Source organism: Allostella sp. (assembly GCF_041913585.1).
GTDB lineage: Bacteria > Pseudomonadota > Alphaproteobacteria > ATCC43930 > Allostellaceae > Allostella.
The window spans coordinates 1-12,047 of sequence record NZ_JAYSFE010000046.1; the positions used below are offsets into that span (position 1 = coordinate 1).

A 12,047-nucleotide genomic window follows, 5' to 3' on the forward strand; every position below is an offset into this window, starting at 1 on the left:
ACCTTGCTGCCGGCGGTGAGCCGCGTGAAGCCGGAGGTGACGACGCGCTCGCCGGCCGCCAGCCCCTCGCCGATCACCGCCTGGGTCTCGTCCTGCTGGACCACGGTGACCGGCTTGAGGGCGACCGTCTCGCCCTCCTGCACCTGATAGACGATGGTGCCGCTCGGGCCGCGCTGGACGGCCGCCGACGGCACCACGATCGCACCCCGGCGGAGGCCGACCTGGAGCCGGACGTTGACGAACTGTCCGGGCCACAGCTGGCGCTGGGCGTTGGGGAAGACCGCCTTCATCTTCACCGTGCCGGTGGTGGGATCGACCTGGTTGTCGACCACCTCGAGCGTGCCCCGGTCGAGGACGGTGCGGTTGTCGGAATCGATCGCCTCGGCGGGGACGGGGCCGGCGGCGACCGCGGCGTTCACCTGGCGCAGGAACTGCTGCGGCAGGGTGAAGAGGCCGGCGATCGGCTGGACCTGGGTGATGACGACGATGCCGCCCGTGGTTGAGGCGCCGACGAGGTTGCCCTCGTCGACGAGGCGCAGGCCGGTGCGGCCGTCGATCGGCGCGGTGATGGTGGTGTGGTCGAGCTGCGTCCGGGCGTTGTCGATCGCCGCCTGGTCGGAGCGCACGAGGGCTTCGAGCTGCTGCACGAGCGCGCGCTGGGTGTCGGCCTGCTGCTTGGTCGCATAGTCGGTGCGGGCGAGGCGGACATAGCGGTCGAGGTCGACGCGGGCATTGGCGAGGTTGGCCTGGTCCTGCGCCTTCTTGGCGATCGCCTGGTCGAGGGCGGCCTTGTAGATCGCGGGATCGATCTGGGCCAGCAGGTCGCCCTTCTTCACGTCCTGCCCCTCGCGGAAGCCGATCCAGATCAGCTGGCCGTCCACCTGCGGGCGCACGGTCACCGTGTTCAGGGCCTGGATGGTGCCGACGGTGTCGAGACGGATCGGCACGTCGGCCGTGCGCGCCGCCACGGCGAGCACCGGGATCGGCTGCCCGCCGGCACCCTGGAAGGCGCCGCGGCCCGGGCGCTGCGAACTGGTCGGCGGGGCCTGGCCCATCAGGACCCAGCCGATGCCGCCGAGGATCGCCGCCACGACGGCGAGGCCGACCAGCCAGCGGAACGCGCGCCTCATCGCCGCACCTCCGCCGGTACCGGCACCGATGCGGGGTCGAAGCCGCCGCCCAGCGCCTGGAACAGGCCGACCGCGCCCTGGAGCCGGGCGAGGCGGATCTGCGCCAGTGCATCCTGCGCCTGGAACAGCGTCTGCTGGGTGTTCAGCAGGGTCAGGAGATCGATCGTTCCCTCCCGCAGGCGGGCCTCGGAAATCTCGTAGGCGCGCCGGGCATTGGCCACCACGGCCTGCTGCAGCCGCTCCTGCTGCTGGGTCTGGTCGATGGCGGCCAGGGCATCCTCCACGTCGCGGAAGGCCGAGAGCACGGCCTGCTGGTAGTCGGCGAGAAGCTCGCCGTGGCGGGCCCGCTGCTGGGCGAGCTGGGCCTGCAGCCGGCCCGCGTCGAAGAGCGGCTGGGTCAGCCCGGCGGCGATCGACCAGAAGACGGCGCCCGGCTCGAACAGGCTGCGCAGGGCGGCGCTCTGCACGCCGCCGTCGGCCGTCAGCTGCACTTGCGGAAAGAGCGCGGCACGGGCGACGACGACGTCCGCCTCGGACGCGGCGAGCCGCGCCTCGGCATTGCGGATGTCGGGCCGCCGCGCCAGCAGGTCGGACGGCAGCCCGGGCGCGACGGCCGGGATGGCGACGTCGCCGAGGCTGCCGCCGTCGATGCCGGTCGCTTCCGGCGTGCGGCCGGTCAGGACCGCGAGCGCGTTGGTGTTCTGGCGGATCTGCTGGCGCAGCGGCGGCACGGCGGCGCGCTGCTGCAGCACCAGGTTCTCCTGCTGCGCCACGTCGAGGGCGGTGGCGGTGCCGACCGCGGTGCGCGCCCGGATGGCGTCGAGGCTGCGCTGGGCGATGGCGAGGTTGCCCTCCGCCAGCCGCAGGCGGTCCTGGGCCGCCAGGATCGCGAAATAGGTGTTGGCGACGCTGGCCGCGATGCCGAGCGCCACCGTCTGCCGGTCGAAGCGGCTGGCGGCCGCGGCCCAGGCGGCCGAGCGCGTGGCCGCGGCGTTCCTGCCCCAGAAGTCGATCTCGTAGCTGGCCGACAGCGTCAGGCCGAAACGGTTGGCGAGGCGCGCGTTCCCGCTGTCGCCGGCGGCCGACCGGCTGCGCGCGCCGCTGCCGCCGAGATCGAGGCCGGGCAGCAGGTTGGCCCCCGCGGTCCGCACCAGCGCGTCCGCCTGCTCGATCCGGGCGACGGCGGCGGCGAGCTCGAGATTGTCGGCGCGGGCGGCGCTCTGCAGCGCGTTGAGCTCCAGCGACTCGAAGCTGCGCCACCAGTCCGGCACCACCGGCAGGGGCTGGCTGGGCGCCTCGGCGCCGACCCAGCGGGCCTGGACGGGCGCCGTCGTCGGCCGGACGTTGGCATCGAGGGCGCAGCCTGCGACGAGCAGCAGCGCGGTCAGGGCCGGCAGGCGGGCCGAACGGAGGAGGGGGGCGGCGGGGGGAGGGGGCACCCGGGCTCCTTGTGGGTGGTGGCACGGCCGGTAGAGCGTTGCACGGTCGTCGCCCGACGATCCTGCGCGACGTTGTGGCGGAATTCGTGGCGCCCTCGCCGGAGCCCGGCGGCGCCGTCGAGGCCGGCCGGCAGCCCGCGTGCCGTTGATATCAATTCGCGCCACGGTCGACCAGCCGGCGCCCCGATCCCGGAGGCGGTTGACACCGGCCGGGCCGGCCAAGCAAGAACGGCCCATGCCCATGCGATTGCTCGCGGCCGTCTCCGCGGGCCTCACCATGCTGTCGTCGATCGTCGCCCAGGCCCAGGAGCCACGGGTGCTGCGCCTGTCCACCTGGGTCCCGCCGGCCCACGAGCTGAACCGGTCCGTCTTCCCGGCCTGGGCGCGCTCGGTCGAGCGGGTGACGGACGGACGGGTCCGGGTCGCGATCGAGCACAACCTCGCCGCCCCCGACCAGCAGTTCGAACTGGTGCGGTCGGGGCGTGCCGACGTCGGCTATGTCTTCCACGGCTACCATCCGGACCGCTTCCTCTTGCCGCAGCTGGCCGAACTCCCGGGGACCGGCGCCGACCAGGTGGCCTCGTCCGTCGCCTACTGGCGCATCCACCAGTCCCTGCTGGCCCGCGCGGACGAACATCGCGGCGTCACCGTGATCGGCGTCATGCTGCATGGGGCGGGCGTCCTGCACCTGAAGCAGCCGATCACCCAGATGGGCGACCTGGCGGGGATGCGGATCCGGGTGCCGGGCGGGGTCTCGGCCCGGATCGCCAGCGCGCTCGGCATCCGCGGCATCGCGCTGGGGCCGTCGCAGGTCTACGCGGCGCTGGTCGACGGGCGGGCGGACGGCGCCTTCCTGCCGATGGAGAGCAAGGAGAGCTTCCGCATCCTGGAAGTGGCCCGCCATTCGCTGGAGATGCCGGTCGCCTTCTACGACGGCACGTTCGCCATCGTCATGAACCCCGCCGCGCTGGACCGCCTCGGCCCCGACCGGGAGCGGCTGCTGTCGGTGTCGGGCGAGCGGCTGTCGGCGCTCGCCGGGCGCGGCTGGCGGACCGCCGATCGCCGCGCCCGCGGCGTCGTCGAAGCGGCGGGGAACATCGTCACCACCGCCGATGCCGCCATGCAGCTCGAGTTCGAGGCGGTGTTCGGTCCGATCGAGACCGACTGGATCCTGCGGGCGCGACGCGAGCGCGGCATCGACGCGCGCGCCGCACTGGCCCAGTACCGCGCCATCGCGCGGACCTACAGCGAATAGGGGAAGGAGAGCCGCGATGATGCGCTCGGAACTGCTGGAGAACCTGGGCCGCGTGCTGGCCGACGCCACCATCCCGGAGCTGCCCAACCACTACCGCGGCAAGGTGCGGGACAACTACGATCTCCCGGACGGGCGGCGCATCCTGGTGGCGACCGACCGCCTCAGCGCCTTCGACCGCATCCTCGCGGTCATCCCGTTCAAGGGCGAGGTGCTGACCCAGACGGCGCGCTTCTGGTTCGAGGCGACGGCAGACATCTGTCCCAACCACGTCCTCGAATATCCCGACCCGAACGTCGTCGTCGGCCGGCGGCTCGACATCCTGCCGGTCGAGGTCGTGGTCCGCGACTATCTCGCGGGCACCACCGGCACCTCGATCCTGACCCTCTACAAGGCCGGGCAGCGGCGGATGTACGGGATCACCCTGCCGGACGGGATGCGCGACAACCAGCGTCTGCCGGCGCCGGTCATCACGCCGACGAGCAAGGCCATGGACGGCGCCCACGACGAGCCGCTGACGCCGGACGAGATCGTCGGCCGCGGCCTGCTGACGGCGGCGCAGTGGGACCAGCTGACGCGGTACGCGCTGGCCCTCTTCCAGCGCGGCCAGGAGATGGCGGCCCGGCGCGGACTGATCCTGGTCGACACCAAGTACGAGTTCGGGACCGACCGGGACGGGCGGATCGTGCTGGCCGACGAGATCCACACGCCGGACAGCAGCCGCTACTGGATGGCGGACAGCTACCAGGCGCGCTTCGCCGCCGGCGAGCGCCCGGAGAGCTTCGACAAGGATTTCGTCCGCTCCTGGGTCGCCCAGCGCTGCGACCCGTACCACGACCCGATCCCGGAGATCCCGGCCGACCTCGTCGCCGGGACCGCCGAGGTCTATATCCGCGCCTACGAGATGATCACCGGGCGCACGTTCCGCATTCCGCCGGCCGGCGCGCCGCCGGTCCTCGACCGCATCCGGGCGAACCTCGCACGCTTCTTCTGAGGCGGCCCGTTCTGAAGGCGGTCCGCCCCCGCCGCCGATGGGCGGCGGGGGCGAAATCCGCCTCAGGCGGCTTCGTAGCCGATGACGGCCTTGGTCTCGAGGAACTCCTCGAGGCCGAACTCGGCATATTCGCGCCCGTTGCCGGACTGCTTGTAGCCGCCGAACGGCGCGCCGAGGTCGCCCATCGGGTAGTTGATGTGGACGTTGCCCGCCCGCATCTTCGCCGCGATGTCGCGCGCCTTGGCGAGGTCGGCCGACTGGACGTAGGCGGCGAGGCCGTAGACCGTGTCGTTGGCCAGCCGCACCACCTCGTCCTCGCTCCGGTACTTGTGGATGGCGAGCACCGGCCCGAAGATCTCCTCGCGCGAGATCGTCATGTCGGGAGTGACGTTGCCGAAGATCGTCGGGCGGACGTAGTAGCCGCGGTTCAGGCCCTCCGGCCGTCCCGGTCCTCCCGTGACCAGCGTCGCGCCCTCGTCGATGCCGGACTGGATGAGGCGCTGGATCTTGTCGAACTGGGTCTGGCTGACGACGGGGCCGAGCTGGGTCCCCTCGGCCAGCGGGTGGCCGACCTTGTGCGATTCGGCCGCCCGCTTGGCGATCGCCAGCACCTCGTCGTGGCGATCGGCGGGGACGAACATGCGGGTCGGCGCGTTGCACGACTGGCCGCTGTTGCGGAAGCAGTTGACGACGCCCTTGGTGACCGCCTTCTCGAAGTCGACGTCGGGCAGCAGGATGTTCGCGGACTTGCCACCCAGTTCCTGTGCGACACGCTTCACCGTGTCGGCCGCGGCCTTGGCGACCAGGATGCCGGCGCGGGTCGAGCCCGTGAACGACACCATATCGACGTCGGGGTGGGCGGCGATCGCCTGGCCGACGGTCGGGCCGTCGCCGTTGACGAGGTTGAAGACGCCCTTGGGCACGCCCGCCGCGTCCATCACCTCGGCGAAGACGATGCCGTTGATCGGCGCGATCTCCGACGGCTTCAGCACCATGGTGCAGCCGGCGGCGATCGCCGGCGCGACCTTGCAGGCGATCTGGTTGAGCGGCCAGTTCCAGGGCGTGATCATGCCGCACACCCCGATCGGCTCGCGGGCGATGAGCGTCGAGCCGCGCAGCTCGCTGAACTCGTACTTCTCCAGGGTGTCGGCCATCTTGGCGATGTGGCGCCAGCCGATCGCCGCCTGGGCGTCGGTCGCGAGCTGCTTGGGCGCGCCCATCTCCTGCGAGACGGCGGCGGCGATGTCGGCGAGGCGGGTCTTGTAGACCTCGACGATGCGGCGCAGCAGCGCCACCCGCTCGGCCTTGGTGGTGCGCGAGAAAGCCGGGAAGGCGGCCTTGGCGGCGGCGACCGCGCGATCGACGTCGGCGGCGCTGCCGACCGAGATCCGGGTGAACGGCTCCTCGGTGGCGGGGTCGATCACGTCGATGGTGGCCGGCACGATCGGGTCGACCCACTGGCCGTCGATATAGAACTGGAGCGCGTGCGACATGGCGGTCATCCTGGGTGGGGAGGGGGTAGGGACAGGGTGCGCTATATATCATGCGATACGACGCCGCCGTCCAGTCGGGCGCCGCCGGAACGAACCCGGCCCGGTCGCGTTCGGGGGCTGCGATGAAGCTGTTCGAATGCCAGAACTGCGGCCAGCCGCTCTATTTCGAGAACGACCGGTGCATGGGCTGCGGGCTGCGGCTGGGCTATCTCCCCGACCTCGGGACGATGTCGGCCCTCCGGCCCGACGGCGACGGCTGGCAGGTGCTGGCGGCGCCGGAGCGCCGGCACCGCGACTGCGTCAATGCCGCGCATGGCACCTGCAACTGGCTGGTGCCGGCCGATCAGGACGAGGCGCTGTGTCGCGCCTGCCGCCACAACCGCACCATCCCGGACCTCTCGGCGCCGCGGAACCTCGATCGCTGGCGCCGCCTGGAGATCGCCAAGCACCGGCTCTTCTACACGCTGCTGGCACTCGGCCTGCCGCTCGCCAACCGCAGCGACGATCCGGCGAACGGGCTCGCCTTCGACTTCCTGGCCGATCCGCCGCAGCCGCACGGCCCGCGCGTGCTGACCGGGCACGACAACGGCCTCGTCACCATCAATCTCGCAGAGGCCGACGACGCCGAGCGCGAGCGCATCCGCGCCGCCATGGGCGAGCCCTACCGTACCCTCCTCGGCCATCTGCGGCACGAGGTCGGGCACTGGTTCTGGGACCGCCTCGTCGGCGGGCAGGCCGTGCAGGCGGAGTTCCGCGGGCTCTTCGGCGACGAGTCCGTGGACTATGCCGAGGCGCTCGCCCGGCACTATGCCGACGGCCCGCCGTCCGACTGGCAGGACCGCTTCGTCAGCGCCTATGCCAGCGCCCATCCGTGGGAGGATTTCGCCGAGACCTGGGCCCACTATCTCCACATCGTCGACACGCTGGAGACGGCGCGCGCCTTCGGGCTGCGCATCCAGCCGCGGATCGGCCGCGGGCCGGAGATCGCGGCCCGCATCGACTTCGATCCCAACGCCTCGGTCGGTGCCGAACGGCTGGTCGATGCGTGGCTGCCGCTCACCTTCGCCGTCAACAGCCTCAACCGCAGCATGGGCCAGCCGGACCTCTACCCCTTCGTTCTGGCGCCGCCGGTGATCGAGAAGCTGGATTTCGTCGACCGGCTGGTTCATCAGCCCTCTGGGTGATCCGCGCGCCGACAGCGTTGCCGACGGCTGCGGCCGCGGATCAAATGCCGTTGGTGTGAGCGACGGAGACGGAACCGGAGCGAGGCGATGGACGCAGAGGCGCCGGAACTGACCGCGAGCCCGCGGCAGCGGCAGATCGTCGAGATGGCGGGCGCACGCGGGTTCCTCCCGATCGACGAACTCGCCCGGCATTTCCAGGTGACGGCGCAGACGATCCGCAGCGACGTCAACCGGCTATGCCGCGAGGGCGTGCTGCGTCGCTACCATGGCGGGGTCGGGCCGGTCTCGACCCAGGACAACGCGACCTTCGCCAAGCGCCGCGTGCAGCGCCATGCGGAAAAGGCGCGGATCGCCGCTCTCGTCGCCCAGCACGTCCCCGACCATGCGTCGCTGTTCCTCCACTACGGCACCACCATGCAGGCTGTCGCGGCGGCACTCGCGAAGCACCGCGGCCTCCTGGTAGTGACCAACAACATCAGTGCCGTCGCCACGCTCCGGGGTGCCGACGGCATGCGCATCCTCCTGGCCGGTGGTCAGGTCAGCCTCGACGAGCAATGCACCCAGGGGCAGGAGGCGACCGCCTTCATCGACCGGTTCACTGCGGATTTCGGCCTGCTCAGCGTCGGCGCCGTCGGTCCCGACGGCACGCTCTACGAGTTCGGATTCGAAGCAGCGGCGACGGCGCGCGCCATCACCAGCAACGCGCGGCAGATCCATCTCGCGATCGATGCCCAGAAGTTCGATCGCAAGGGCCTGGTGAAGGTGGGCCATATCGGCGGCATCTCGGCGCTCTTCACCGATCGTCCGCCGCCGCCGACGATTGCGCGGATCCTGGGTGAGCGCGGGATTCCCGTCTATCTGGCGCCGGGCTGACCCCGAGCGGTCGGGCCGCTACGGAAGGCTGTGCGCCGCCGCCGACAGATTGCGCAGCTTCGCCGTGGCGATCCTGCGGTCGAGCATGACGAGTCCGCAGTCGGGAGCCGCGATCAGACGGTCGGCATCGATGTGGTCGAGAACCTCGGCGAGTCGCGCGCGGATCTCCTCGACGGTCTCGATCCTGGTGCGCGCGATCTCGACCACGCCGAGGATCAGGGTCTTGGTCGCGAACCGATCGACGAGCGACAGGTCGTTGCGGCGATGGGCGTCCTCGATCGACACCGCGTCGAGCGCCGTCGCCTCCAGCGCATCCGCGAGATCGAAGTAGGTGCGACGGTCGGCCTTGGGAAAATCCTCGAGATCGAGGGCAGCCGGGTAGCCGCAGCATATGTGGACGGCACGCCGGGTCGACGCGGGAACTCCATGAAAGCAGCGCTCCAGCATCTCGACGCCGAAATCCAGCGCGCGGTCGAGCTGACGGGCGAAAACCGGCTCGTCGACCTGGATCCAGCGGCAACCCGCCTCGGCCAACGCGCGAATTTCGCCGTTCAGCGCATCGGCGAGGTCGCCGGCAAGGCGGCGGTCGTCGTGATAGTGGGCGTCCGCGGTCGAATCGATGATCGTCATCGGCCCGGGCAACGTCATCTTGACCGGTCGGTCCGTCACCGCCTGGGCAACCCGCCAGTCGTCCGGCATGCCCGGCCGGCCGGGCGATACGCGCCCGTTGATTGTCGGCACCGCCGCACGCCAGCTCCCGCCGCGCATCGCCTTCGCGGTCAGGCTGGCGAAGTCGAATCCGGGGAAGCGGCGGCACTGGTGATAGATGTAGTGCTCGCGCCGCACCTCGCCGTCGGTCGGAATGTCGATGCCGCAGGACACCTGCTCCAGCACCGCTTCCTGCGTGCCCCGGTCGAGCAGGGGGCCATCCTCTCCGCCGCCTTCCGCCAGGAACCGGTCGTAGGCTTCGGTCGGATTCCACTTGCCCGGGGCGACGCTGCGGCGGACCTCGAACCAGTTCGGTATGCGCACATAGTCCGGTTTCGGATAGGAGCCGATGGTGGTGGTGCGGATGGGCATGATACGAATCCCGGAGAAGAGGGTCAGGCGCGCCTGCGGGCGGCGAGCAGGGCTTCGGCCAACTCCGCGAAGCCGTCGCCCCCGGTACTGGGCGTGACGTAGGCCGGCTCCGCCTCGATGCGCCCGGCGAACGCGAGCACGTTCGCGACTCCGACTGAGTTCTGGAAGAACCCGAACATCGACGAATCGTTGGGGGAATCCCCGACGAAGACGAACGTCTCGGGGTGGGCGCGCATGTCGACTCCGATCGCCTCGGCAAGAAATCGCTCGGTCATTGCGAGCTTGCTGAACTGGCCGAACCAGATGTTCACATGGATGGAGGAGACGCGGACCGTGGCGCCCGCCTCCTCGGCGAGGGCTACGACGCGCTCGACCTCGGCTCGCCCGAGCCGCGCCACGTCCTCGCACCAGTCGATCGCGAGGTCGCTCTCGCGGAAGGCCTGGTCGGAGGCGGGGCGGGCGCCCGGGATCTCCTGGGCGATCCGCCGTGCCAGCGCGTCGAGGCGCGCCCGGTCGACGCGGCGGCGCTCGGCGTCGAACCAGTAGCCGCGGACGATCCCCCGCCCGGAGGGATCGTGGCGGAACCAGAGCGCGCCATTCTCCCCGACGACCCCCGCGACCGGCCATTGGCGCGCAATGAGGTCGCACCAGCCGGCCGGGCGACCGGTCACCGGTACCACCTGGATGCCGGACTGGGCGAGCCGGTGAATCGCCTCGAAGGCGCTTGGCCGGAGGAGGCCGCCGCTGGTCAGGGTGTCGTCGATGTCGGTCAGCACGCAGCGCACCCGCGCCAGGGCCTGCGGCGGAAACTGCGACAGGGGACGCATGGTGGGGCCGGTCATGCGCCGGCCGGCACGACGGACGAGCCGCGGACGGTGCGTTCCACCAGGAACATCAGCGCCAGCGTCGGTACCAGCAGGAAGAGGCCGAGCGCGGCCGCCTGCTGCGGGTGGAGGTAGTATCCGCCCACGAACTGGTAGATCTGCACGGGGATCGTCTCGATGTTGGGATAGCCGAGGAGCAGGACGAGCACGAACTCGTTGAGGGACCAGCTGAAGGCGAAGATGCCGCCGGCCATGACGCCCGGCCAGACCAGCGGCAGGTAGACCCGGCGCAGCACGTAGAACCGGCCGGCGCCGAGGTTGCGCGCCGCCTCCTCGTACTCCGGCGGCACCATCACGAACGCGCCGACCATGGCGCGCAGCGCGTAGGGCACCGCCATGACCATGTGGGCGAGCACCACGCCCGGCACGGAGGCGAGCAGCCCGAGCTTGGCGTAGACCGGCAACAGGCCGATGCCGACTGCGATCGTCGGGAACGCCAGCGGAACGCTCGAGAAGCCTTCGATGAGGCGGACGAGCCGGCCGCCGTCGCGGCGGGTGCGGGCACCGAAGACGTAGGCGGCGGGAAACGTCACGACCAGCGTCGCCACGGTCACGATGGCGGCGATGAGGTAGCTGTTCAGCATCGCGTTGACGATGTTGCCGAGGCCGAGCAGCCGTTCGAACCAGCGTGTCCCGAACTCCTGCGGGAACCACCAGTGCGACGGAAACCACTTGGTCGCAAAGGCGTAGAGGAAGACGACCGCGACCGGTGCCAGGATGAGGAGCGAGACGAGGCCGATCACGGCCCGGTCTGCCCAGCGACCCGTCGCCCGCCTACGCACGGGCTTTCGCCCGCTGGAGGGCGCGCGTGTAGAAATAGGCAATCACCAGTGCCACCACGACATAGATCACCGCCGTCGTGTAGCCGGCCAGCCAGTTTCCCTGGTCCTTGGCGTTCACGTAGATGAACACCGACAGGAACTGCGGCCAGCTCGCCCCCAGCACGAAGGGGATCGAGAAGGCGATGAAGAGGGCGAGGAAGTTCAGCAGCGCCACGGACAGGATGCCGTAGCCGACGAGCGGCAGGTAGACGCGCCGGACGATCCGTCCGGTGCGGGCGCCGAGCGTGCGCGCCGCCTCCTCGTAGGCAGGGTCGATCATCTGCAGGAGGCCGTGAATGATGACGAAGGCGTAGGGAAACCGCATCCACGACCCGCAGACGATGATCCCGATGCCGAGCGGGTCGGAAACCAGCGCCGGTGCCTGCTCGACGAGCCCGAGATAGTCGACGAGAAGCTTCTGCAGGATGATCCCGATATAGCCCTTGGGATAGAGCAGCACCCAGAAGACGAACGCCGTCACCAGGTAGGGCATGAACAGCGGGATCTTGACCAGGAACGAGAAGATCGCGCCGGGCTCGATGCGGCGGAAGCGCATGTAGAGCGCCAGCGCCAGCCCGAGCCCGGTCGAGATCACAGTCGTCGCCGTCGTTACCTTGAAAGTGAACCACAGTGCCGCCAGGCTCGGCTTCGCCGGATCGAAGAAGTCGCGGAAGCCCTGGAGCGTGAACTCACCGGTCAGACCTGGGGCCACCGTCGTCAGGCCGACGGATGACAGGATCGCAATGACCAGCGGCACCAGGACCATGCCGCCGAGAAAGATCGCCAGTGGCGCGACCATGAGCAGGTCGCCGTGCCGGCGCATGAGGGTGTTCAGGCGCACCATGGGCGATTTCCTGGGGATGGGGCCCGCAGCCCCGGGGCCACGGGCCTGTCTCC

The 12,047-nt window shown here is 70.6% G+C and carries 11 protein-coding genes; 4 read left to right on the forward strand and 7 right to left on the reverse strand.

Features of this window, described 5'->3' with window-relative positions; all coding sequences use genetic code 11:
• Together ACE3Q3_RS10905 and ACE3Q3_RS10910 are read right to left on the reverse strand one after the other, a co-directional pair.
• On the reverse strand, positions 1-1,130 hold a 1,130-nt coding region (locus tag ACE3Q3_RS10905), incomplete at its 3' end, for an efflux RND transporter periplasmic adaptor subunit (RefSeq protein WP_374445702.1).
• On the reverse strand, positions 1,127-2,569 hold the full coding sequence (locus ACE3Q3_RS10910) for an efflux transporter outer membrane subunit (RefSeq protein WP_374445705.1): 1,443 nt from the start codon (positions 2,567-2,569) through the stop codon (positions 1,127-1,129). The genes ACE3Q3_RS10905 and ACE3Q3_RS10910, both read right to left, overlap by 4 nt.
• Before the next feature lie 235 nt (positions 2,570-2,804).
• Here ACE3Q3_RS10910 and ACE3Q3_RS10915 point away from each other — a divergent pair, with 235 nt between their 5' ends.
• Together ACE3Q3_RS10915 and ACE3Q3_RS10920 are read left to right on the forward strand one after the other, a co-directional pair.
• Positions 2,805-3,824 (forward strand): TRAP transporter substrate-binding protein, encoded by a 1,020-nt coding sequence (locus ACE3Q3_RS10915; RefSeq protein WP_374445707.1) that lies wholly within the window; start codon positions 2,805-2,807, stop codon positions 3,822-3,824.
• A gap of 16 nt (positions 3,825-3,840) precedes the next feature.
• Complete coding sequence (locus ACE3Q3_RS10920) at positions 3,841-4,815, forward strand: phosphoribosylaminoimidazolesuccinocarboxamide synthase (protein WP_374445709.1); 975 nt, start codon at positions 3,841-3,843, stop codon at positions 4,813-4,815.
• A gap of 62 nt (positions 4,816-4,877) precedes the next feature.
• Here ACE3Q3_RS10920 and ACE3Q3_RS10925 read toward each other — a convergent pair whose 3' ends face one another.
• Positions 4,878-6,308 carry an aldehyde dehydrogenase family protein gene (locus tag ACE3Q3_RS10925; RefSeq protein WP_374445712.1) on the reverse strand — a complete coding sequence of 477 codons (1,431 nt, stop codon included), beginning with the start codon at positions 6,306-6,308 and terminating at the stop codon, positions 4,878-4,880.
• Positions 6,309-6,430: 122 nt separating this feature from the next.
• On the opposite strand from ACE3Q3_RS10925, the gene ACE3Q3_RS10930 reads away from it, so the two are divergent.
• Both ACE3Q3_RS10930 and ACE3Q3_RS10935 read left to right on the forward strand, forming a co-directional pair.
• Positions 6,431-7,492: a putative zinc-binding metallopeptidase gene (locus ACE3Q3_RS10930; RefSeq protein WP_374445714.1), complete on the forward strand. Its 1,062-nt coding sequence runs from the start codon at positions 6,431-6,433 to the stop codon at positions 7,490-7,492.
• An 87-nt stretch (positions 7,493-7,579) separates the two neighbouring features.
• Positions 7,580-8,365 (forward strand): DeoR/GlpR family DNA-binding transcription regulator, encoded by a 786-nt coding sequence (locus ACE3Q3_RS10935; RefSeq protein ID WP_374445716.1) that lies wholly within the window; start codon positions 7,580-7,582, stop codon positions 8,363-8,365.
• An 18-nt stretch (positions 8,366-8,383) separates the two neighbouring features.
• On the opposite strand, the gene ACE3Q3_RS10940 is transcribed toward ACE3Q3_RS10935, so the two are convergent.
• The 4 genes from ACE3Q3_RS10940 to ACE3Q3_RS10955 are packed head-to-tail and all read right to left on the reverse strand — an operon-like array spanning position 8,384 to position 11,994.
• Positions 8,384-9,445 carry a hypothetical protein gene (locus ACE3Q3_RS10940; RefSeq protein ID WP_374445719.1) on the reverse strand — a complete coding sequence of 354 codons (1,062 nt, stop codon included), beginning with the start codon at positions 9,443-9,445 and terminating at the stop codon, positions 8,384-8,386.
• Positions 9,446-9,468: 23 nt separating this feature from the next.
• Entirely contained in the window at positions 9,469-10,287 is an 819-nt protein-coding gene (locus tag ACE3Q3_RS10945; RefSeq protein WP_374445720.1) for an HAD family hydrolase, read from the reverse strand.
• Positions 10,284-11,072: an ABC transporter permease gene (locus ACE3Q3_RS10950; protein WP_374445723.1), complete on the reverse strand. Its 789-nt coding sequence runs from the start codon at positions 11,070-11,072 to the stop codon at positions 10,284-10,286. The genes ACE3Q3_RS10945 and ACE3Q3_RS10950 overlap by 4 nt, the downstream gene beginning before the upstream one ends.
• A gap of 31 nt (positions 11,073-11,103) precedes the next feature.
• Positions 11,104-11,994, reverse strand: a complete 891-nt coding sequence (locus ACE3Q3_RS10955; RefSeq protein WP_374445725.1) for an ABC transporter permease — start codon at positions 11,992-11,994, stop codon at positions 11,104-11,106.
• Between the last annotated feature and the right edge of the window lie 53 nt (positions 11,995-12,047).